Annotated in this window: 21 protein-coding genes; 12 read left to right on the top strand and 9 right to left on the bottom strand. The window is 68.7% G+C overall.

What is annotated here, in order from left to right:
- Positions 1-24: 24 nt before the first annotated feature.
- Genes OHZ10_RS21380 through OHZ10_RS21360 form a run of 5 tightly spaced genes read right to left on the bottom strand, consistent with a single transcriptional unit; the run spans position 25 to position 4305 of the window.
- The gene (locus OHZ10_RS21380) at positions 25-435 is read right to left on the bottom strand and encodes an ExbD/TolR family protein (RefSeq protein ID WP_049036336.1); all 411 of its coding nucleotides are present in this window, start codon (positions 433-435) and stop codon (positions 25-27) included.
- Positions 435-1151, bottom strand: a complete 717-nt coding sequence (locus OHZ10_RS21375; protein ID WP_059237646.1) for a MotA/TolQ/ExbB proton channel family protein — start codon at positions 1149-1151, stop codon at positions 435-437. Before OHZ10_RS21375 ends, OHZ10_RS21380 begins: the two co-directional genes overlap by 1 nt.
- 41 nt (positions 1152-1192) lie before the next feature.
- Positions 1193-2002: an energy transducer TonB gene (locus tag OHZ10_RS21370; protein WP_342705727.1), complete on the bottom strand. Its 810-nt coding sequence runs from the start codon at positions 2000-2002 to the stop codon at positions 1193-1195.
- Between the two features lie 33 nt (positions 2003-2035).
- Positions 2036-3082: an ABC transporter substrate-binding protein gene (locus OHZ10_RS21365; RefSeq protein ID WP_342705726.1), complete on the bottom strand. Its 1047-nt coding sequence runs from the start codon at positions 3080-3082 to the stop codon at positions 2036-2038.
- Between the two features lie 50 nt (positions 3083-3132).
- On the bottom strand, positions 3133-4305 hold the full coding sequence (locus OHZ10_RS21360) for an LLM class flavin-dependent oxidoreductase (protein ID WP_174994726.1): 1173 nt from the start codon (positions 4303-4305) through the stop codon (positions 3133-3135).
- Between the two features lie 440 nt (positions 4306-4745).
- On the opposite strand from OHZ10_RS21360, the gene OHZ10_RS21355 reads away from it, so the two are divergent.
- Genes OHZ10_RS21355 through OHZ10_RS21340 form a run of 4 tightly spaced genes read left to right on the top strand, consistent with a single transcriptional unit; the run spans position 4746 to position 8586 of the window.
- Positions 4746-5822: an ABC transporter substrate-binding protein gene (locus OHZ10_RS21355; protein WP_256086773.1), complete on the top strand. Its 1077-nt coding sequence runs from the start codon at positions 4746-4748 to the stop codon at positions 5820-5822.
- 31 nt (positions 5823-5853) lie between these two features.
- Positions 5854-6960: a PhnD/SsuA/transferrin family substrate-binding protein gene (locus OHZ10_RS21350; protein ID WP_256086774.1), complete on the top strand. Its 1107-nt coding sequence runs from the start codon at positions 5854-5856 to the stop codon at positions 6958-6960.
- Positions 6960-7775 carry an ABC transporter permease gene (locus OHZ10_RS21345; protein WP_342705725.1) on the top strand — a complete coding sequence of 272 codons (816 nt, stop codon included), beginning with the start codon at positions 6960-6962 and terminating at the stop codon, positions 7773-7775. The genes OHZ10_RS21350 and OHZ10_RS21345 overlap by 1 nt, the downstream gene beginning before the upstream one ends.
- Before the next feature lie 22 nt (positions 7776-7797).
- Positions 7798-8586 carry an ABC transporter permease gene (locus OHZ10_RS21340; RefSeq protein WP_256086776.1) on the top strand — a complete coding sequence of 263 codons (789 nt, stop codon included), beginning with the start codon at positions 7798-7800 and terminating at the stop codon, positions 8584-8586.
- Here the strand turns inward: OHZ10_RS21340 and OHZ10_RS21335 are convergent.
- On the bottom strand, positions 8577-9695 hold the full coding sequence (locus tag OHZ10_RS21335) for a sigma-54 interaction domain-containing protein (protein ID WP_174994721.1): 1119 nt from the start codon (positions 9693-9695) through the stop codon (positions 8577-8579). The genes OHZ10_RS21340 and OHZ10_RS21335 overlap by 10 nt on opposite strands.
- Before the next feature lie 120 nt (positions 9696-9815).
- Positions 9816-10496 (bottom strand): class II aldolase/adducin family protein, encoded by a 681-nt coding sequence (locus OHZ10_RS21330; RefSeq protein ID WP_059240815.1) that lies wholly within the window; start codon positions 10494-10496, stop codon positions 9816-9818.
- A gap of 373 nt (positions 10497-10869) precedes the next feature.
- On the opposite strand from OHZ10_RS21330, the gene OHZ10_RS21325 reads away from it, so the two are divergent.
- The 8 genes from OHZ10_RS21325 to OHZ10_RS21290 all read left to right on the top strand — a co-directional run bounded on the left by OHZ10_RS21325 (position 10870) and on the right by OHZ10_RS21290 (position 17810).
- Positions 10870-12153: a lipase family protein gene (locus tag OHZ10_RS21325; protein ID WP_342705724.1), complete on the top strand. Its 1284-nt coding sequence runs from the start codon at positions 10870-10872 to the stop codon at positions 12151-12153.
- Between the two features lie 142 nt (positions 12154-12295).
- Entirely contained in the window at positions 12296-12586 is a 291-nt protein-coding gene (locus OHZ10_RS21320; RefSeq protein WP_059237655.1) for a co-chaperone GroES, read from the top strand.
- Between the two features lie 12 nt (positions 12587-12598).
- Positions 12599-14239, top strand: a complete 1641-nt coding sequence (gene groL / locus OHZ10_RS21315) for a chaperonin GroEL (RefSeq protein WP_059237656.1) — start codon at positions 12599-12601, stop codon at positions 14237-14239.
- A 168-nt stretch (positions 14240-14407) separates the two neighbouring features.
- Positions 14408-15022 carry a LysE family translocator gene (locus OHZ10_RS21310; protein WP_059237657.1) on the top strand — a complete coding sequence of 205 codons (615 nt, stop codon included), beginning with the start codon at positions 14408-14410 and terminating at the stop codon, positions 15020-15022.
- A 547-nt stretch (positions 15023-15569) separates the two neighbouring features.
- Positions 15570-15941, top strand: a complete 372-nt coding sequence (locus OHZ10_RS21305; protein ID WP_059237658.1) for a DUF6697 family protein — start codon at positions 15570-15572, stop codon at positions 15939-15941.
- 54 nt (positions 15942-15995) lie between these two features.
- Positions 15996-16214 carry a hypothetical protein gene (locus OHZ10_RS21300; RefSeq protein ID WP_233464387.1) on the top strand — a complete coding sequence of 73 codons (219 nt, stop codon included), beginning with the start codon at positions 15996-15998 and terminating at the stop codon, positions 16212-16214.
- Between the two features lie 132 nt (positions 16215-16346).
- Entirely contained in the window at positions 16347-16868 is a 522-nt protein-coding gene (locus OHZ10_RS21295) for a PTS sugar transporter subunit IIA (RefSeq protein ID WP_342705722.1), read from the top strand.
- Between the two features lie 48 nt (positions 16869-16916).
- Complete coding sequence (locus OHZ10_RS21290) at positions 16917-17810, top strand: acetylglutamate kinase (RefSeq protein ID WP_342705721.1); 894 nt, start codon at positions 16917-16919, stop codon at positions 17808-17810.
- A gap of 60 nt (positions 17811-17870) precedes the next feature.
- Here OHZ10_RS21290 and OHZ10_RS21285 read toward each other — a convergent pair whose 3' ends face one another.
- A complete protein-coding gene (locus OHZ10_RS21285; RefSeq protein ID WP_342705720.1) occupies positions 17871-19871 on the bottom strand; it encodes a family 2A encapsulin nanocompartment cargo protein cysteine desulfurase in 2001 nt (666 codons plus the stop codon).
- Complete coding sequence (locus tag OHZ10_RS21280; RefSeq protein ID WP_021156739.1) at positions 19846-20778, bottom strand: family 2A encapsulin nanocompartment shell protein; 933 nt, start codon at positions 20776-20778, stop codon at positions 19846-19848. Before OHZ10_RS21280 ends, OHZ10_RS21285 begins: the two co-directional genes overlap by 26 nt.
- Positions 20779-20878 lie beyond the last annotated feature (100 nt).

Raw genomic sequence — 20878 nt, 5'->3', positions numbered from 1 at the left:
GCAAAGGAAGTCGTGAAAGGCGCGTCAGCCGCGCGGCGCGGTGAGCACCGACAGCCGCGTGATGCCCGCGTGCTCGATCGCGGCCATCAGCTTCGCGACGGTGCCGTACGGCACGTGCTCGTCGGCCTGCAGGTCGAGCGCGACGTCGGGCCGGCCCGCTTTCAGCGCGGCCAGCTCGGCCGGCACCGCGGCAAGCGCGACCGCGCGCTTGTCGAGATACACGACGCCTTTCGCGTCGACACTCACGGTCACGTTCGGCTTGCGGTCGGCCGGTGCGGTGGCGACGGTGTTCGGGAGAGTCACGTGCACCGCGTTGTTGAGCAGCGGCGCCGTGACGATGAAGGCGACGAGCAGCACGAGCATCACGTCGACGAGCGGCGTGATGTTGATTTCGCTGAGCACGTCGTCGTTGTCGGAGGAGGACGAGAAGGCCATTATGCGAACGCCTCCTGACGGGTGTCGCCGGCGCGACGTGCCGGTGCGGCAGCGGGCAGCGCGGCCGGCACGCGGAAGCCGGCCTTCTGCGCGAGCGTGACGAAGTCGGTCGCGAACGCATCGAGGTCGGCCGATGCGGCTTTCACGCGGCGCACGAAGAAGTTGTACGCGAGCACGGCCGGCACCGCGACCGCGATGCCAATCCCGGTCGCGACGAGCGCCTCGCCGATCGGCCCGGCGACGACGTCGATGCTCGCCGACGCGCTGTGCGTGATCGCGGTCAGCGCATGGATGATGCCGAACACGGTGCCGAACAGGCCGACGAACGGTGCGGTGCTGCCGATCGATGCGAGCACGGCCAGCCCCGCTTCCTCGCGCCTGCGCGCGTTGTGGATCTGCTGCCGCAGATGGCGCTCGAGCAGGTCGTGGCGGCTCCAGCTGTGTTCGAGATCGTGCGCGCTGCTCTCGTCGGCGCGCCGCAGCGCGTCGAAGCCCGTGGCGGCGAGTTCGCCCACCGGGCTGTTCGCGCCGTCGAGCGCGGCCGCGTCGTGGAAGCTGTTCGCGGCCCAGAACGCGCTGACGTAACGCCGGTTGCGCGCGCTCGACCGCAGGCTCTGGATCGCCTTCACGACGATCAGCGTCCACGTGACGACGGAGAAGACGACGAGCAGCCAGAGCGCGCCCTGGACGATGAAGGTGGTCGGAATACCGTTCATGATGTGAGTTCCTTGAGATATGTGGCGGGCCGCCCGGCGGGTCAGCCCAGCTTGAAATCGATCGGCACGTTGACCCAGCCGTCGACGGCTTCGTCGCCGCGCTTCGCGGGCACGAACGTCCAGCGCTTCACGGCGGCCATCGCTGCGTTGTCGAGCAAGCGGCGGCCGCTGCTCGTGCGGACGTCGACCGAATCGGGCGTGCCGTTCGCGAGCACGTGCACGCGCAGCACGACGCGCCCTTCCCAGCCCTGGTCCTGCGCGAACGCCGGATAGTCGGGCGCCGGGTTGCGCAGGTATGCCGCGTCGCCGATCGGTGCGGTTTCGCGCGCAGGTGCGGCGGGCGCAGGCGCCGGTGCCGGAGCCGCGATGGCGGGCGCCGTTGGCGCGGGCGCCGCTTCGCGCGACGCCTGCGGCACGGCGAACGGCGCGGGTGCCGGATGCGGAACGGCCATGCGCGGCGTCGGCGGTGTCAGTGGCGTCAGCGGCTTCGCCGGTGTCGGCGCCTGCTTCAACGGCTTCGGCGGCACGACCGGCGGCGGCGGGTGCGCGGCCTGCGGCAGCGGCTCGGGCGGCCGCGTCAGTTCCACCGTCATCGGCAGCGGCCGCGGTGGCTGCACGGGCGGTGCGGCGGGCGCGCGCGCGGCCAGCAGCGCGACGCCCGCATGCAGCGCCGCGACGGCCAGCGCAATCGCGCCCGCGCCGCGCCATCCGCTCGCCGGTGCCGGCCGCTTGTCCGCATGCGCAGACGGCGCCACCGGCGAAGGTCGCGCGCCTGCCGCCGCGCGCGGCGCCGCACGCGCCGCATGCCGGCGCGCCGGCGGCACGCCGTATTCGATCGTCAGCCCTGTCATGTTCGACTCCTTGCAATGACGCGCCGCGGCGCGCTACGCGACCCACGCATGGCGGTGCCGGTCGATCTGCGTGAACGGCGCCGGATCGATCCACGCGCGCGCGTCGAAATCACGTTCGAGAAAACCCCATTCGACGAGGAAATCCTTGAACGCGACCAGACCGTCGATCGACGTCGGCGCGAGCCCCGTCTCCAGATGGCGGTGCACGTCCGCGCCGTACGCGTAGCGCACCCATTCGTCGGACGCACGCGTTTCGCGGCCGATGTAGGCGACCGTCTCCGCCGGATGGCGCGCGGCCCAGTCGCCCGCGCCGACCACGACCGACAGGAAGCGGCTCACGAGATCGGGGCGCGCGTCGATCAGTGCGCGGTCGACGGTCAGCGTGCGCGGCGTGCCATTGCCGATCCGCACCAGCGGATCGGGATGCGCGCCGAGATCGATGACGACCTGCGCGTCGATCAGGTGCACGGTTTCCAGCCCGGCCACGCCCTTCACGAACACCGCGTCGACGTCGCCGCGCACGAGCGCCGCGATCTCGAGCCCGTACTCGTGCGGGCCGCGCGTGAATGACGCGGGCCCGGTGCGGCGCTCGCGGGTGTCGGGCAGGTCGACCCATTCGGCGTCGCCGTGGCCGAGCCCTTCCAGTTCGAGCGCGCTGAGGAAGCCCTTCAGCGCGGCGGCCCGCCAGAAGTCGATGCTGATCGGATGGCGCGGCAACCCGAGCCGCCGGCCGCGCAGATCGCGCGCACGACGAATGCCGCGTTCGGGTAGCGTGACGATCGCCTGGAATTCGTTGGTCCACGACAGCCCGATCACGCGCGTATCGGCGCCGCGTGCCCGCGCCCACAGCGCGGGAATATTGCCGCCCTGCCGGAACGAGTGCGGCAGGCTGTGATCGAAGTGCGATTCGCGCTTGTCGGCGTCGGCCGTCTCCTGCAGCGAGTTCAGCACGATGCCGTCCGGCTCGAACTCTTCGTCGAACCAGCCGCGATGCACGGCGATGCCGAGCGCGGTCGGCACCGGGCAGCGCGTGTACCAGAGTGCGTCGCAGGCCGTGGCCTGCGCAGCGAGTGTCGTCATGGCGAGTGTCCTTGTCGTTGTCGTTGACGTGTGGAGTAAGGCCGCCGCGCTCAGGCGCCGGCCACGCGCAGCGCTGCCTGCGTGCCGCGTGCGTTCAGCGCGCCGTCGACGAGCGGCAGCACCTCCTCGCCCACGCGGTACGCTTCTTCGAGATGCGGATTGCTCGCGAGAATGAACGTCGACACGCCGATCTCCACGTATTCCGCGAGCCGCTCGGCCACCTGCTCGTGGCTGCCGACGATCACGCAGCCGGGGCCGCCGCGGATCTGCGACATCCCGGCCCACAGATTCGGGCCGACGATCAGGTCGTCGAAGTGCTGCGTGTTGCCCTGGTGCAGCGCGAACTGACGTTTCGCGCCGACCGATTCCGACGATTCGCCGCGCCCGCCGAAACCGTTGCGCGTCGTGTCGCCCACCGTCGCGAACATCTGTCGCAACTCGGCCCACGCCTGCGCCTCGGTCTCGCGCGCGAGGATGTCGATGCGCATGCCGAAGCGCAGGTCGCGCTCGGCGTTCTGCCGGTCGAGCGCGCGGCGCGCCGCGTCGATCACCTCTTTCTGCTTCGCGAGCGGCTCGCCCCAGCTCAGGTGCACGTCGCCGTGCTTCGCGGCGACCGCGAGCGCCGCGTCGCTGGCGCCGGCCAGATAGAGCCGCGGCGGCTTCTGCCCGCTCAGCGGCGGCAACAGGCCACCGCCTTCGACGCGGTAGAAACGGCCATCGAACGTGAACGGCTCGCCTGCCGCGACGCCCTTCACGACGTCGAGGAATTCGTCGGTGCGCGCATAGCGGCTGTCGTGATCGATGAAGTCGCCGTACGCGCGCTGGTCGGGGCCGCCGCCGCCCGTGACGACGTTCCACTCGACGCGGCCGCGGCTGATCCGCTGCAGGCTCGCCGCCATCTGCGCCGCATAGACGGGATGCACGAAATGCGGCTGCAACGCGATCAGGAGCCGCAGCCGGCGCGTCTCGCGGGCCAGCGCGGCCGCGACGACCCACGGCTCCTCGGTGAAACGGAAGATCGGAATCAGCGCGCCGTGGAAGCCGGCGATGTCGGCCGCGCGGGCGACCTGCGACAGATAGTCGATGTAGCCGAAATCGTCGTCGTCGACTTTGGGCGCGACGCGCGATGCGCGCTGGCGGTTCCATTCGCCGCGCGTATGCAGATCGTGTGCGCGCCGGCCGTCGCCGTGCATCGGCAGGCGCCACAGAAATTCAACAGCCATCGGGATTCTCCTTGTCGGCCCGTTCGGATTGCATGCGGCACCGGCGTGCCGCGCGTATGCAGTGCTGTAAAGCACGCGGTGTGCCAACGCGCTCGCCGCCACCCGGGCCGGGCCGCCTGCCAGCACGCGCGACGCCTTGCGGGCCGGGCGTCGACGGCGATCGACGCCCCCCCGCCGGACGTTGCCGACATCACGAACGCGAACCGTTGCCGTGCTGCTGCACGTGCCGCACCGGTGCTGCGCGCGCAACAGCACCCGACGCGACTGTTGCTCACGCAACAAGCGATGCACCGGCCGTTGCGCCATGCCACGCACGCGATGCCCGCGCCGCGTGCCGCACGGCCGTTTCCGCTCACTGGCCCGGAACTTGCAACGTGGAACGGCCCGCGCGTGCGACACCGCGCATCGACCATGCTTACCCAGACAGGGGAATCTCACACATGACAGACAGGCCCGATTCGTCATCGGACAGGCAGCAGACGTTCTGGTACGCCCGATCGCCCGTGCCGACGCCGCTCGGCATCGCCGTGCATCTCGGCTGGCTCAACGGCGAGACGTCGGCCGACGGCGTCGCGATCCGCTCGCCGCGCGGCGCCACGCGGCACGACGTGTCGTCGATCAGCGATCACACGCTCGCGCAATCGTTCCGCCAGGGCGGCAGCATCCCGGCGATGTGGGCGCGCTCGAACGACGCGAACACGCGCGTGATCGGGCTGTCGTGGGTCGACGAATCGCAATTGATCCTCGCGCGGCCCGACTCCGGCATCCGCTCCGTGAAGGCGTTGCGCGGACGCCGGATCGCGATCCCGAGCCGCCCCGACGACCGCATCGACATCTTTCGCGCATCGGCGCTGCGCGGCTTCGTCAACGCACTGAGCCTCGACGGACTGACCACGCGCGACGTCGAGTGCGTCGACGTGCGCGCACGCACGCTGCAGGCCGTCGGCCCCGCGCGCGCGGCGGACCTGTTCGCGTCGCCGCACGGCTTCTCGAGCCGCGCGCTGTATGCGGCCGAAGCCGGTGCGCTGCTGCGCGGCGAAGTCGATGCGATCTACGTGAAGGGCTCGACGGGCCTCGAGATCGCGCAGCTGATCGGCGCGCACGTCGTGATCGACATCGGCTTCCATCCGGAGCGTTCGATCCGCAACAACAACGGCACGCCGCGCCCGCTGACCGTGAACGCGGACGTGCTCGCGAACCATCCGGACATCGTCGCCGGCTTCCTGAAGCTCGTGGTCGCCGCCGGCGAATGGGCGAGCACGCATCCCGACGAAACCGCGCACTACGTGGCCGGCGAAACCGCGTCGTCGATCGACTGGGTGCGCGCCGCGTACGGCAACCAGCTGCACCGCCACCTCGGCGTCAATCTCGACGACGCATCGGTCACCGCGCTCGACGAGTTCAAGACGTTCCTGCACGACCACGGCTTCCTGGAGGCCGACTTCGACGTCGCCGACTGGATCGACCCGCGGCCGCTCGCCGACGTGCTGCGGCTGTCGCTGCAGAAACGCGCGTGAGCCCCTTTATCGTTCACTGTCCGGGACCATCATGAAACACACGCTCTCACTCGCCTCGCTGGGCCGCCCGCTGCGCGCGCTGCTCGCCGCGCTGCCGCTGGCCGTCGCATCGCTCGCGGCACCGGCCGCGCATGCGGACGGTGCACCGAAGGTCGTACGTATCGCCGTCGTCGCATATTCGAGCGGCGGCAAGACGCAGTACGCGGGCGCGTCCGCACTGATCGACGCCGACAAGTCGCTCGAGAAAGCGCTCGCCGCGCGGCACGTGACGCTGCAATGGGTGCCCGTGTCGACCGCCGCGGTCGGCACGCTCGTCAACGAGGCATTCACGAACGGCAGCATCGATTTCGCGGGCTACGGCGACCTGCCGTCGGTCGTCGTCAACGCGTCGGGTACGCACACGCGCCTGATCGTGCCGGGCGGCGTCGGCAGCAATACGTATCTCGTCGTGCCGGCCGGCTCGACCGCGAAATCGATCGTCGACCTGAAGGGCAAGCGCATCGCGCTCAATCGCGGCCGGCCGTGGGAAGTCACGTTCAGCAAGCTGCTCGCGGAGAACGGGCTGAAGCTGTCCGACTTCAGGATCTACAACCTCGATCCGCAGGCCGGCGCGGCGGCCGTCGCGGCCGGCCGCGTCGACGGCTTCTTCACGCTGTCCGACGCGTATTCGCTGGTCGACAAGCAGGTCGGCAAGATCATCTGGTCGACCAAGACCGCGCCCGACGACTGGAAAATGCGCGCGGAACTGTGGGCGTCCGACGATTTCGTGCGGCGCTACCCCGACATCACGCAGCTCGTCGCGACCGCCTACGTGCGCGCCGCGCACTGGATCTCGCAACCGCAGAACCGCGACGCGTACGTGAAGATCCTGAGCGCATCGGGTCAGCCCGAAAGCGTCGTGCGACGCGAATACGCGGACGAATCGACGCCGTGGAAGGAGCAATGGACACCGCTCTTCACGCCGGCGTTGACCGGCCACTACCGCGACGTCGTCGCATACAGCCGCCAGGCCGGCCTGACGTCCACACCGGTCGACGTGAACGCACTGCTCGCGCCGGCTTTCGTGTCGACCGCGCTCAAGCAGCTCGGCCTCGACGGCTATTGGCGCGCCGACGCCGCGCGCGTCGCGAGCCGCTGATGCCGACGCGTGCCCTCGCACCGGACGGCTTGCGCGCGATCCGCCTGCCCGGCATCGCGCGGCTCGGCGAGCACGCGCTGTGGTGGATCACGCCCGTCGCATGCGCCGCGCTGTGGTGGCTCGCGAGCGCGCAGCGCTGGTTTCCGCCGCAGCTCGTCGTGCCGCCGGAGCGCCTCGCGGCGACGCTGCGCACGCTGCTCGACACCGGCGAGTTGCGCGACAACCTGCTGATCACGCTGCATCGCCTCGTGCTCGGTTTCGCGATCGGCGCAACCGGCGGCGCCGCGTTCGGCATCCTGCTCGCGCGCAGCCGGTTGTTCTCCGACTATCTGCGACCGACGTTCGACCTGCTGCGCCAGGTGCCGACGCTCACGCTGATTCCGCTGCTGATCCTGTTGATCGGCGTCGACGAGCCGCTGAAGCTCGTCGTCGTCGGCAAGGCCGTGTTCTTCCCGGTCGCGCTGGCCGCGTACACGGGCGTGCACGACGCGCCGCGCGATCTCGTCGAGATGGCGCGTCACTACGGGCTCGGCCGCTTCGCCCTGTTGCGCGACGTACTGCTGCCGGCCGCGTTGCCGCCGCTGCTGACGGGCGTGCGGATCGCGCTCGCGCGCGCGTGGCTCGCGCTCGTCGCGGTCGAGCTGCTCAGCGCCGACAGCGGGATCGGCCAGATGATGGAACTTGCGCGGCAGATGCTGCGGCTCGACGTCGTGCTCGTCGACGTCGCGGTGATCGGGCTGATCGGCTTCGCGCTCGACCGATCGATCGCGCTCGTGCAGCGCTACGCGTTGCGCTGGCAGACACCCTTGCGCTGACCCTGACTGGATACGCTTCGGCATGACCTTCGCTACTCGCGCTTTCTCGTTCGCCCCGCTGCGCCGTCGCGCCCGCGGCCTTGTCGTGCCGGCCTTGCTGGTTGCCGCATGGCAAGTCGCGTCGTCCGGCGACGCGGCCCATCAATACGCATTCGTGCCGCTGCAGCAGGCCGGCGCGGCGCTCGTCGAACTCGCCCGCAGCGGCGAACTCGCGACCGATCTCGGCGCGAGCCTGCGCCGCACGACGCTCGGGCTCGGGTTCGGCGTCGCATTCGGGCTCCTGTTCGGTGCGGCGATGGCGCGTTCGCCCCTTGTGCGCAAGCTCGCCGAGCCGGCGTTCCAGGCGCTGCGCTACGTGCCGCTGCTCGGGTTGATTCCGCTGCTGAGCCTGTGGGCCGGCACCGGCGAATTCGCGAAGGTGTTCATCATTGCGCTTGCCGCGTTCTACCCGATGACCACCGCCAGCTTCGACGGGCTGCGCCGCGTCGATCCGCGCTATGTCGAGCTTGCGCAATCGTACCGGCTGACGCGCATCGGCCTGTGGCGCGACGTGCTGATCCCGGGCGCGCTGCCCGACCTGTTCGCCGGCGTGCTGCAAGCCGTGCCGTTCGCGTGGATCACCGCGACCAGCAGCGAACTGCTGTTCAACACGGGAGCCGGGGTCGGCAGCCTGATGCAGAACGCGCAGGCCGGCGCGCGCGCCGACGTGCTGCTGGTTTGTGTCTTGGGTGTGACGGCGCTGGCCGTCGGGATGAGTGCGTTATGCGAGCGGATCGCGCAGCGCGCGCTGCGCTGGCGCGATCACGCCTGACGGCGCAGCCGTGCGTCGGCGTCGCCCGCGTCGCGCGGCTTCAGGATGCCGAGCTGCGCGAGCCGTGCGCGCACGATGTTGCGCGACTGGTCGAGCAGGCGCGACATGCGCAGCTGGTTATGATCGCTGTAGTCGAACACGCTGCGGTAGACGGTGTCCTCGATGTGCTGCCACAGCGACGGCGTGCCGAGATCCAGCAGCTCGATCACCGCGTGACGGAGCGCCTCGGTCGCTTCGGCGACGTCGCGTGCGCGGCGCGCCGGTGCGGCAGCCGCGCCCGGTGCGTCGGCCGTGTCGGGCGCGAGCGACAGCGCCGAGAACTGCAGGTCGCCGACGTCGATCGCGCCACCCGCGCAGATCAGCACCGCGTGGTGGATCACGTTCTCGAGTTCGCGAATGTTGCCGGGCCACGCGTGCGCGTGCAGCCGCGCGCGCGCGGCGTCGGTCAGCGTCGGCGCGGTCACGCGCAGCCGTTTCGCATAGGTGTCGATGAAATGCTCGATCAGCGGTGCGATGTCGCCGGGCCGCTCGCGCAGCGGCAGCAGGCTCAGTTTCACGACGTTGAGCCGGTAGTACAGGTCCTCGCGGAAATTGCCCGCGCGCACCGCGGCTTCGAGGTTCACGTTGGTCGCCGCGACGAGCCGCACGTCGATCTTCACGGTCTTGCGCGAGCCGACCGGCGTCACTTCGCGCTCCTGCAGCACGCGCAGCAGCTTGACCTGCGCGGACAGCGGCAGGTCGCCCACTTCATCGAGAAAAAGCGTGCCGCGATTCGCGGATTCGAACCAGCCGGGCTGGCTGTTGATCGCACCGGTAAACGCGCCGCGCTCGTGCCCGAACAGCTCGCTCTCGATCAGCGTCTCGGAGAACGCGCCGCAGTTGACCGCGACGAACGGGCCGTCATGGCGCTCGCTCAGCGAATGCACGAGACGCGCAATCAGCTCCTTGCCGGTGCCGCTTTCTCCAGTGACGAGCACCGTCGCATCGCTCGGCGCGACGAGCTGGATGCGTTCGAGCAGCACCCGCGATTTGGGATCGTCGAACGTCAGTGCCTTCGCGCGGATCGTGATCGCGTGCGAAGTCGGGTCCGGCAAGCTGAAGATGGCCATGGCACGACCGGCGTGTTGAACGGGGAAGGTTCGACGATAGCAAGACGCGCGCCGGCCACGAACCAATTCATCGAGCTATCGGTATGACGGCGGCCGGATTGCGCCGGCCGCCGCACGGCATCATGCGAGGCCGGTCATCTTCCATTGCTGTTCGAGCGCACCCGGCCCGAAGTCGAGCGAGCCGCCGAGCGGTTCCGCGAGCGCCTGGAAATACGCGGCTTCCTCGAGGATCAGGATGTACTTCGACACGTCGAGGATCGACTTGCCCCAGAACGTCGCGCCGCCGTTCGCCTCGATGATCGCCGGCACGTCGGGATCGCGCCGGATCGTGTCGACGATGAAGCGCGGCTCGCCGGGGCGGCGGTCGACATAGACCGGAATCTCGCGGGCCCGCGTGTAGCGGGCGGCCGGTGCATAGCGGATCGGCAGCGGACGATGCGCGCTCGCCCACGCGCCGAGGTACGGGCCATGCACGTGAATCACGACGTCGACTTCCGGCGCCTCGCGGAACACGCCCGCGTAGCGCGGGCCGTTGCCGCCCGCGCGCGCGTCGCCATGCAGCACGTCGCCGTCGAGCGTCACGACGACGGGCTGGATCTCCTGCGACGCGGCCCACGGGCTCGGCGCCGACAGCGCAACGACGAGCTCCGTGCCGGGCACGCGCTGGAACGCCTGGAACGTGTTGGTTGCGGATAGCGTGCGCGTTTCCTTCAGCACGCGCGCGGCCTGCGTGAATTCGCGCGTGGCGCGCTCGACGAATGCCACGAGTTCGCCGCTGTCGATGGCTTGGGTGACGGACATGAGGACGGGTTCCTTGATCGGTGGACGGATGAGCTTGCGTCGCGACACCGCAACGCACGGCACCGGATCAGCAGCAATCGTGCCAGCCGGGCAAACGCTCGCCGCAAACCGGCCGGTGCGGCGCGGGCACGCGATGCGCGACTCGCGCCGTGCAGTCTGTGTGCATGTGTCTGTTGCAAGAGCAACAACGTGGCGGCCGGGATTGCTGCTCGACGCGCAGCCGACACGCGTGCGCGCTCGTCCCGGTATGGATCGCGCGCCCGTGATACCGCGCGCAGTATGCGCAACGAGCCCGCTGGTTCAAAACTTGCATCGTGGTCGACCCGCGCCGGCCCTGCACGGTGCATCCGATCTCACCGACCTTCATCCGACCATGACGCTTCTTCCCCTGCGCGGCCTCGCCGCACGCACGCTGCTCGTATCGGCGCTCGCCTTGCCTTCCGTCGTTTCACTCGCAGCGTCTCCCGGCCATGTTCCCGTGCCCGATCCGTTGCAAGGCGACGGCCGCGTGTCCGCGTTCTACACATGGGATCGCGACATTCCGGCCACGCCCGGCGCGCTGCTGCGTTCCGAACCGCTGCCCGCGGCGCTCGGGCTCGCGAGCGCCGCCCGGCAACTGCGCATCCTGTATGCATCGACCGACGGCGTCGGCGGCCATACGCCGATTGCCGTGTCGGGCGCGCTGTTCGTGCCGCGCGGCACGCCGCCGGCCGGCGGCTGGCCGATTGTCGCGTGGGCGCACGGCACGTTCGGGATGGCCGACATCTGCGCGCCGTCGTGGTTCGGCCGCTCGTATCGCGACGTGCGCTACCTGAATGCGTGGCTTCAGCAAGGATTCGCGGTGGTCGCGACCGACTACCAGGGGCTCGGCACGCCCGGCCCGAATCCGCAGCTCAACAACCGTTCGAACAGCTACACGCTGCTCGACAGCGTGCGCGCGGTGCTCGGCGGCGTGCCGGGCCTCGCGAACGATGTCGTGCTCGTCGGCCAGTCGCAAGGCGGTTCGGCCGTGTTCGCAGCGGCTGGCTACGCGCCCGTCTATGCGCCCGAACTCGCGATCCGCGCGACCGTCGCGACCGGGACGATCTACAACGCATCGCGCGCCACGCTCGCGTCGCTGCCGAAGTTCGACACCGCATACCGGCGCGATCCCGAGCGGGTCGATCCGACGCTCGCGTACCAGTTCTATTCGGTGCTGTCCGCGCAGCAGATCGACCCGTCGCTGCGCGCCGATGAAGTACTGACCGAGCGCGCGCTGCCGATCCTCGAACAGGCGCGCATCGGCTGCCTCGCATCGCTCGAGGATGACGCGGCACTCGCACACCTCACGCACGCGAACACCGTGAAACCGGGCGGCGATGCACGGCTGCAGGCATGGTGGGACGACTACCTGACGTCCCCGACGCTGAAGATCTCCACGCCCGTTTTCATCGGCGCGGGCGCGGACGACGGGCTGGCGCCGCTCGAACTCGCGCTCGCGAAGGATGCGTGCGCGGCCGGTACGACCGTCGAGGCGCACCTGTATGCGGGCCGCGAGCACAACGGCACCGTCAACGCATCGCTCGCCGATTCGATTCCGTTCGTGAAGCGCGTGCTGGCCGGCGAGACGATTCACCCGGTCTGCTCGCCGGTCGCGCAGCAGGCCGTGTCGCAATAGCCGGTTCCCGGTGCTTTGCACGACGGCGCGAATGCTTGTGCAAATCCGTTATTGGATCGCGCCGCCGCGCATTTTTATACTCGTCAGCACTCTCTGTTAAAGAGTGCCAGCCAAATTCGACAGATCAGCACAGGACGAAAAGATGAGCCTACGCCCCTTGCACGACCGCGTGATCGTGAAGCGACTCGACCAGGAAACCACCACCGCATCGGGCATCGTGATCCCCGACAGCGCCGCCGAAAAGCCCGACCAGGGTGAAGTGATCGCCGTCGGCCCGGGCCGCAAGGATGCGGACGGCCAGCGCATCGTGCCCGACCTGCAGGTCGGCGAGCGCGTGCTGTTCGGCAAATACGCAGGCCAGGCCGTCAAAGTGGACGGCCACGAGTTTCTCGTGCTGCGCGAGGAAGACATCGTCGCGGTCGTCAATCAATAACGGAGCGCAATCATGGCAGCCAAGGAAATCATTTTCAGCGACATCGCACGGTCGAAGCTGACCGAAGGCGTGAACATCCTCGCGAACGCGGTGAAGGTCACGCTCGGGCCGAAAGGCCGTAACGTCGTGCTCGAACGCAGCTTCGGCGCACCCATCGTCACGAAGGACGGCGTGTCGGTCGCGAAGGAAATCGAACTCGCGGACAAACTGCAGAACATCGGCGCGCAGCTCGTGAAGGAAGTCGCGTCGCGCACCAGCGACGCCGCCGGCGACGGCACGACGACGGCCACCGTACTCGCACAGGCAATCGTCCGCGAAGGCCAGAAATACGTGGCGGCCGGGCTCAACCCGCTCGACCTGAAGCGCGGCATCGACAAGGCCGTTGCCGCGGCCGTCGACGAGCTGAAGAAGATCAGCAAGCCGACCACCACGAGCAAGGAGATCGCGCAGGTCGCCACGATCTCCGCGAACGGCGAGGAATCGATCGGCCAGCGTATCGCCGAAGCGATCGACCGCGTCGGCAAGGAAGGCGTGATCACCGTCGAGGACGGCAAGTCGCTCGCCGACGAGCTCGACGTCGTCGAGGGGCTGCAATTCGATCGCGGCTACCTGTCGCCGTACTTCATCAACAATCCCGACAAGCAGATCGCCGAGATCGAAAGCCCGTACATCCTGCTGCACGACAAGAAGATCTCGAACATCCGCGACCTGCTGCCGGTGCTCGAACAGGTCGCGAAGTCGGGCCGCCCGCTGCTGATCATCGCCGAAGACGTCGAAGGCGAAGCGCTCGCGACGCTCGTCGTGAACAACATCCGCGGGATCCTGAAGACCGTCGCGGTCAAGGCGCCGGGCTTCGGCGATCGCCGCAAGGCGTTGCTCGAAGACATCGCGATCCTCACCGGCGGGCAGGTGATCGCCGAGGAAACGGGCCTGACGCTCGAGAAGGCGACGCTCGCCGAACTTGGCCAGGCGAAGCGCATCGAGGTCGGCAAGGAAAACACGACCGTGATCGACGGCGCCGGCGATGCGAAGAACATCGAAGCGCGCGTGAAGCAGATCCGCGTGCAGATCGACGAAGCGACATCGGATTACGATCGTGAAAAGCTGCAGGAACGCGTCGCGAAACTCGCGGGCGGCGTCGCGGTGATCAAGGTCGGCGGTGCGACCGAGATCGAAGTGAAGGAGAAGAAGGATCGCGTCGACGACGCGCTGCACGCGACGCGCGCGGCCGTCGAGGAAGGCATCGTGCCGGGCGGCGGCGTCGCGCTGATCCGCGTGCGGCAGGCCATCCGCGAACTGAAAGGTGTGAACGCCGATCAGGACGCCGGCATCAAGATCGTGCTGCGCGCGCTGGAGGAACCGCTGCGCCAGATCGTCACGAATGCGGGCGAGGAAGCGAGCGTCGTCGTCGCGAAGGTCGCGGAAGGCGCGGGCAACTTCGGCTACAACGCGCAGACGGGCGAGTACGGCGACCTCGTCGAATCGGGCGTGCTCGATCCGACCAAGGTGACGCGCACGGCACTGCAGAACGCGGCGTCGGTCGCGGGGCTGCTGCTGACGACCGACGCGACCGTGTTCGAAGCGCCGAAGGATGCGGCGCCGGTTGCCGGGCCCGGCGGCCCGGGTGCGGGCGGGCCGGGGTTCGATTTCTGATGATGGACGGTGCGCGCCGGTTCGCCGGCGTGCGTGCGGTCCTGCTGGAACATGAAACGCGTGGCGACGGAAGTCGTCGCGCGTTTTTTCTTGGGATCGACCGTATGCGTGGCCGTTACCGCGCTCGGGTAAGATGAAAGTCCGTCCGCCCGCGCCGCCGCTCACGCCATGTCGACCACCCTCAACACCTTGCTTCCGCTCGCCGGCGTCCTGCTGCTGAGCGTCGCCAGCCCGGGCCCGAACTTCGTGATCGTCACGTCGACCGCCGTCGTGTCGCGCCGCGCGGGCGTGATGACGGGGCTCGGCCTCGCCGCCGCGTCCGGCACCTGGGCCGCGATCGCGATCGCCGGGTTGAGCCTGCTCGTGACGCACGTCGCATGGGTCCACACCGCGCTGCGGCTCGCCGGCGCCGCCTATCTGATCTGGCTCGGCCTGAAAATGATCGTGACGGCGCGCAAGCCGTTGCCCGATTCCGCGCCGGCAGCTGCGTCCGACTGGAAGGCGGCGAAAAAGGGCTACGCCGTCAGCATGACGAACCCGAAATCCGTCGCGTTCTACGGCAGTATCTTCGCGCTGATGGTGCCGGCCCGTGCGCCGGCGTGGCTCGATCTCACGGTCGTCGTCCTGTCGATCTCGATCTCGGCCGCGTGGTATTGCGCGATGGCGCTGCTCGCGTCGCATCCTTCGGTGCGTGGGTTGCTGGTCCGGCGCAAGGCAGTGCTCGATACGGCGGCCGGCCTGCTGCTGATCGGGGTGGGCGGACGGATGCTGGCCGGACGCTGATCCGCTGCGCCCCCTCCCCGTCGAACCCTCGCCGCTCATCGTCACGTCATCCATGCACGCCATCGTCGACGGCGGCGAATGGCCGTGGGGCAGCGGTGGCGCGAATGGCGCGTTCGGCCGCGCACCGCACCGCACCTGCGCACCTCTGTGGCCATGCGCGTAACGGGCGACCAAGCACATTTACGACCTTTTTACTTGCGCGCGCGAATACGTTCACTAGAATGGGTTCGCCATCCACCACCGAGACGCGACATGCGCATCCGAAGTCCTCGCCCTCCGAGTTGCTTCTCTGCCTGACAGGCAGGACGCCTGCGTCTCGCTTTCCCGAGCCTCCGTCCTGCCGCCTGGCGGACGGTGCGCGCCGTAGTCATTCCCGTGCAAGCCCGAACACGACGTCGATGCGATAACCGCGCATCGTGACGCGTGCGCTCGAGCGTGTGTGCGCAGCACATCCCGTGCGACGACGCATCATCGATCCGCCGATCCGACCCATTTACTTTGCATGCCTGATTTCATCCAGGAAAATTTCCGTTACCGGAGACCGGTCATGTTCGAGATCGACAAACAGTACACACGCGAATTCATTCACACCGCCTGCGGCGGCAGCAAGCAGGGATTCCTGCCGACGAAGAACGGCAAGGTGGTGGCCGCCTGCCTGCGCGCGGACCTCAACCCGCATGCACCCGACGTAATCCTCTGCGACGGCAGCGCGTCCGCTCGCTCGGCCGGCAGAACGCTCGCCGCGCAGCGCGATGCGATTCCGGTGTTCATCAAAACGGCAACGGACGCCTACCGCTTCGTCGGCCAGTACGTCGTCAACGAATCGCTCACGGCGCCGCTCGACTGCGCGCCTTACGTGCGCAACAGCGGCTTCACGGCCGCGCAGATTTCACGCGTGCTCAAGCTCAAACGCAGCTGACACGCACGGCGCATCCCGCGCCGTACCTCGGGCGTCTTTCATACAGGAGCAATCATGCTGGGCTTGACGTTCTGGAAACACGTACACGGCACGCGGACGGATGCCATCCGCGAAGACAGGACGATCGCACACGACCGGCACCGCCGCGTGTCGAGAACGCTCGTGCTGACCAGCGCCGCCGTGGCGTTCGCGGCGATCGCGTTCGGCGCGCCGGTGGTCGGCATTTCGGTCTTTCTGCTGACGACACTGCCGTTCGTGCTGTCAGGTACCTGACGATATCGGTGTCGGGCCCGGTTCCATCGACGATCGATACGACATTTTAATACCCGGCCCCCACGTCTCTGACACCGTCTTTACGCGGTTTTGTCTAGGATTTCCTTGTCATCCCGACACGGAGAGATCCGCATGCAAACGCAGCAGGCCGCCGTCGGCGGCCAACCCGACCCTCCCCACCGACACGGCGGCACGCCGCTCGCGACCCGGCTGGCCGACGCCTGTCCGCCGGAGCACATCCTGCTCGACGTGCCGGTGGAAAGCGCAATCCAGTTGTTCGACCTCGTCGCGCGATACATCGAGCGCAGCAGCGGGGTGTCCGCCGAACGGATCAGGACCGAACTCATCAAGCGCGAACAACTCGGCTCGACCGGCCTCGGCCAGGGCGTCGCGATTCCGCATGCACGGGTCGACGGGCTCGGCTCGGCCGTCGCGCTGTTCGTTCGCGCGCTGTACCCGTTCGCGTTCAACGCGCCGGACCGCAAGCCCGTGCGCGAATTCATCGTGCTGGTCCTGCCGCAAGCGGACGACCGCGCGCACCTCGAACTGCTCGCGGACGCGGCACGGTGTTTCAGCGAACGTCCGTTTCGGCAAGCGTCGCGCGATGCGCAAAGGCCCGACGAGATTCACCTGCTGATGCAACGCACGCACTGATGCCGCGCCGTGCGGCGGCAGGCACTCCCTTCATCCTTCTGGATTCCCATGTTCCCCGACCCTGAAAGTCCCACCCTTACGTCACGGCGCGTCGCCGGCCTGGCCCGCTCGCTGCCGTTCATGCATGCCCTGCACGGGCAGACCGTCGTCATCGTCGACGGCGGCGCCGCGAACGAGGCGCGCACCCGCGTGGCCTTCGCGCAAGATGTCGCGCTGCTCGCGCTCACCGGCGTTCGTCCGGTCATCGTCCAGGGCATACCGGCCGCGTCCGAAACGCAATCGGTTCACACCGCGCACGCCGCGATGGCCAGCGTCAATCACGAACTGGTACGCCTGATCGGCAGTCACGGTGCAAAGGCAATCGGCATCGACGGTCACGACGGTGGCCTGCTGGTCGCCAGCGCGGAACCCGACCGTACCGACACGAGCGCAGTCGCACGGTTCGACGGCGCCGCGCTGACCGCGTTTCTGGAACACGGACTGGTGCCCGTCGTGATGCCGGTCGCACCGGACGACGCGGGTCACGACCACCTGCTGCGCCCGGAACGCGTCGGCAGCCTGTTCGCGCAACGCACGGGTGCGGTCACGCTGGTGATGATGGTCGACACCGCCTTGCTGCATGAACTCGGCGAACTCGCCGGGCTGTACGGCATCACGGAACTCGAACAATGGCTCGCCGAACACCCGGCAGCCGGTGCGGCGCCGTGCGTGCGGGAAGCGCTCGATGCGCTCGCGCACGGCGTGCAGAGCGTCCACCTCGCCGATATCGGGCAACCCGAATCGCTGATCGACGAACTGCTGACGGAGGAAGGATCGGGCGTGGTGTTCTGCCGGCGCGGCAACACCGATCTGCTGTCGGAAACCCGCCGCTACTTCGCCGATTCCGCGTGCGTGCTGCGTGACGGGTTCAGCGTCGAGAAGAAGCCGGTCGTGCGGTTCTGACCCGGTAGCTGGAAAGCGCTTGCGGCGACCGGCAACGGCCGCCGCAAGCGGGCAACAACGTTAGCGTCGCGTCGCCAGCCGTCGCACGACACGTACCAGCGCATCGACCTCGTCGCACGTGTTGTAGAACGCAAGCGATGGCCGCACCGTGGCCTCGAGCCCGAAACGCCGCAGGATCGGCTGCGCGCAGTGATGCCCCGAGCGCACCGCGATGCCCTCTTCGTTCAGCGCCTGCCCGACTTCCCCGGTTTCATAGCCCTTCAGCACGAACGACAGCACGCTCGCCTTGTCGCGCGCGGTGCCGACGAGCCGTACGCCCGGTACCGGCGCGAGCACGCTCGTCGCATACGCAAGCAGGTCGTGCTCGTAGCGCGCGATGTTCTCGATGCCGACACGGCTCACGTAGTCGAGCGCCGCGCCGAGCCCCACCGCATCCGCGATATTGCCGGTGCCGGCTTCGAACCGGTTCGGCGGCGGCTGGAACACCGTGCGCTCGAACGTCACGTCCGCGATCATGTTGCCGCCGCCCTGCCAAGGCGGCATGTCGTCGAGGATCGCGCGCTTGCCGTACACCACGCCGATCCCGGTCGGCCCGTAGATCTTGTGCCCGGAGAACACGAAGAAATCCGCATCGAGCGCCTGCACGTCGACGCGCATGTGCGAGATCGACTGCGCACCGTCGACGAGCGCCTTCGCGCCCGCGCGATGCGCGAGATCGACGATCTCCTTCACCGGCACGACCGTGCCGAGCGCATTCGACACCTGCGTGACGGACACGATCTTCGTGCGGTCGTTCAGCAGCTTCCGGTATTCGTCGAGCAGCACCTGCCCCGAATCGTCGACCGGAATCACGCGCAGCTTCGCGCCCTTCTGCGCGGCGAGTTGCTGCCACGGCACGATGTTCGCGTGATGCTCGAGATGCGACACGACGATCTCGTCGCCTTCGCCGACGTTCTGCGCGCCCCACGTCTTCGCGATCAGGTTGATCGCCTCGGTCGTGCCGCGCACGAACACGATCTCGTCCGGCGACGATGCGCCGATGAAGCGCTGCACCGTTTCCCGTGCATGCTCGTACGCATCCGTCGCGCGGCCGGCCAACGCATGTGCCGCGCGGTGAATGTTCGAGTTCTCGTGTGCGTAGAAATACGCGAGGCGGTCGATCACGGCCTGCGGCTTGTGCGTCGTCGCCGCGTTGTCGAACCAGACGAGCTGCTTGCCGTTCACACGCTCCTGCAGGATCGGGAAGTCGCGGCGGATCGCGTTCACGTCGAACGGCGGATGCGCACCGCGATGCAACTGACCTTGCGGCTCGGCTGCGTGCGTCTCGTCGATGAAGTAGCGCGGCACGTCCCCGCCCGATGCGCGCGACACCGGCGCGTCGCGATGCACGGCGAGCAGGTCGCGCAGTGCATCATCGCCCGGCAACCCGAACGCTTCCGGCGACGCGAGGCCGTTCGACGGCACGACGATGTCCTGCGGCGTCGCCTGCCAGCCCTGCAGCGAACCGTCGGTGAAGTAGTACGGCGACGCCTTCGCCGCGCCTTCCGGTGCGGCCGCATTCACCGGCGGCACGCCGAGCGCCGCGCCGCCGACACGCGGTTCGAGCGCGGGCGCGATCGACACGGCGTTGTCGGGCAGCCCGTTCTGCGCGGCCGCATGCGGCGCGAGCGCGGGGGCGCGGTTGCCGAGCGACAGCACGTGCGTCGGCGCGGACGGCGCGAGGTTCGCGCCGGGCACCTTGCCCTGCGGCAGCGCGAGCCCCGGCACGCCGGTACCCGCCCCGCCCGGGCCCGCGAGCGGCGAGCCGCCCGGCACCGGGTTGCTGACCGACGCGAGGATCGGCGCGGCCGCGGGCAGCGCGGACGGCACGCCGCCGACCGCACCGCTGCCCGCCGACAGCCCGGGCGCGGTGGCCTGCCCGGGCGGCGTCGCGAAGAACTCGGACGCGAGCCGCGCGAGCGTCGCCGGGTCCGGCAACCCTGCCGGCAGCACCGCGTGCGGCAGCGCATGCGCGTGGCCGTCGGCCAGGCCGGGATTAACGGTAGGTGTCGGGATAGTCATGGAACTTGGCGATTTCGACGTCATCGAGGACAGCCAGCGCATCCGGCGAATGGACCGCGAGCGAGCAATACAGCGAGATCAGGTACGACGCGATCGCCTGGTTGTTGATCCCCATGAAGCGCACCGACAGGCCCGGCCCCTGCTCGCCCGCGACGCCTGGCTGATACAGGCCGACGACGCCCTGGCGCTTGTCGCCGACGCGCAGCAGCAGGATCTTGGTCTTGCCGTCCGCAACGGGCACCTTGTCCGACGGAATCAGCGGAATGCCGCGCCACGTGAGGAACTGCGAACCGAACAGGCTGACCGTCGGCGGCGGCACGCCGCGCCGCGTGCATTCGCGGCCGAACGCGGCGATCGCGAGCGGGTGCGTGAGGAAGAATGCCGGCTCCTTCCATACCTTCGTCAGCAGCTCGTCGAGATCGTCCGGCGTCGGCGCGCCCGTCAGCGGGAAGATCCGCTGGTCGTCGGTCACGTTCGCGAGCAGCCCGTAGTCGGGGTTGTTGATCAGCTGGCTTTCCTGCAGTTCCTTGATCGTCTCGATCGTCAGGCGCAGCTGTTCCTTGATCTGGTCATGAGGACTGCTGTAAAGATCGGAGATCCGCGTATGCACGTCGAGCACCGTGCTGACCGCATTCAGGAAGTATTCGCGCGGCTGTTCCTCGTACGGCACGAAAGTCTGCGGCAGTACGCTTTCGTCTTCGAGCTGCGTGCAGGCGGCGCGCACGGCTTCCGGATTCTTCACCTGGTTCAGGCGATAGATGCCGGCCTCGACCGGTACCCATTGCAGCAGATGGGTCAGCCAGCGCGGCGTGATCGTGGAAAGCTGGGGGACGGTCTTGGTAGCGTTCGCTAGTTGGCGGGCGGCGTGATCGCTCAGCGCGGCCGTGCCGCTTGCAACGGTCGACATGTGTGGCTCCGGGTTCTTAAGATGAAAAACGGGATTGCTTATGACGCTCGGTGATTATCGGAAGCACGCACCTGCCGGCTCAACATGCTATAGCCGTCAG

The sequence above is a fragment of the Burkholderia arboris genome, assembly GCF_038723655.1.
Classification (GTDB): Bacteria; Pseudomonadota; Gammaproteobacteria; order Burkholderiales; family Burkholderiaceae; genus Burkholderia; species Burkholderia arboris.
Note: the sequence above shows the minus strand (reverse complement) of the source record. Positions and strands in the feature narration are given on the sequence as shown.

Coding starts and splice junctions, on each gene's coding strand:
- OHZ10_RS21365 (WP_342705726.1), bottom strand. CDS start 3,082: ATGACGACACTCGCTGCGCAGGCCACGGCCTGCGACGCACTCTGGTAC.
- OHZ10_RS21375 (WP_059237646.1), bottom strand. CDS start 1,151: ATGAACGGTATTCCGACCACCTTCATCGTCCAGGGCGCGCTCTGGCTG.
- OHZ10_RS21305 (WP_059237658.1), top strand. CDS start 15,570: ATGTTCGAGATCGACAAACAGTACACACGCGAATTCATTCACACCGCC.
- OHZ10_RS21330 (WP_059240815.1), bottom strand. CDS start 10,496: ATGTCCGTCACCCAAGCCATCGACAGCGGCGAACTCGTGGCATTCGTC.
- OHZ10_RS21355 (WP_256086773.1), top strand. CDS start 4,746: ATGACAGACAGGCCCGATTCGTCATCGGACAGGCAGCAGACGTTCTGG.
- OHZ10_RS21325 (WP_342705724.1), top strand. CDS start 10,870: ATGACGCTTCTTCCCCTGCGCGGCCTCGCCGCACGCACGCTGCTCGTA.
- OHZ10_RS21340 (WP_256086776.1), top strand. CDS start 7,798: ATGACCTTCGCTACTCGCGCTTTCTCGTTCGCCCCGCTGCGCCGTCGC.
- OHZ10_RS21345 (WP_342705725.1), top strand. CDS start 6,960: ATGCCGACGCGTGCCCTCGCACCGGACGGCTTGCGCGCGATCCGCCTG.
- OHZ10_RS21335 (WP_174994721.1), bottom strand. CDS start 9,695: ATGGCCATCTTCAGCTTGCCGGACCCGACTTCGCACGCGATCACGATC.
- OHZ10_RS21280 (WP_021156739.1), bottom strand. CDS start 20,778: ATGTCGACCGTTGCAAGCGGCACGGCCGCGCTGAGCGATCACGCCGCC.
- OHZ10_RS21310 (WP_059237657.1), top strand. CDS start 14,408: ATGTCGACCACCCTCAACACCTTGCTTCCGCTCGCCGGCGTCCTGCTG.
- OHZ10_RS21350 (WP_256086774.1), top strand. CDS start 5,854: ATGAAACACACGCTCTCACTCGCCTCGCTGGGCCGCCCGCTGCGCGCG.
- OHZ10_RS21380 (WP_049036336.1), bottom strand. CDS start 435: ATGGCCTTCTCGTCCTCCTCCGACAACGACGACGTGCTCAGCGAAATC.
- OHZ10_RS21370 (WP_342705727.1), bottom strand. CDS start 2,002: ATGACAGGGCTGACGATCGAATACGGCGTGCCGCCGGCGCGCCGGCAT.
- OHZ10_RS21290 (WP_342705721.1), top strand. CDS start 16,917: ATGTTCCCCGACCCTGAAAGTCCCACCCTTACGTCACGGCGCGTCGCC.
- OHZ10_RS21285 (WP_342705720.1), bottom strand. CDS start 19,871: ATGACTATCCCGACACCTACCGTTAATCCCGGCCTGGCCGACGGCCAC.
- groL (WP_059237656.1), top strand. CDS start 12,599: ATGGCAGCCAAGGAAATCATTTTCAGCGACATCGCACGGTCGAAGCTG.
- OHZ10_RS21360 (WP_174994726.1), bottom strand. CDS start 4,305: ATGGCTGTTGAATTTCTGTGGCGCCTGCCGATGCACGGCGACGGCCGG.
- OHZ10_RS21295 (WP_342705722.1), top strand. CDS start 16,347: ATGCAAACGCAGCAGGCCGCCGTCGGCGGCCAACCCGACCCTCCCCAC.
- OHZ10_RS21300 (WP_233464387.1), top strand. CDS start 15,996: ATGCTGGGCTTGACGTTCTGGAAACACGTACACGGCACGCGGACGGAT.
- OHZ10_RS21320 (WP_059237655.1), top strand. CDS start 12,296: ATGAGCCTACGCCCCTTGCACGACCGCGTGATCGTGAAGCGACTCGAC.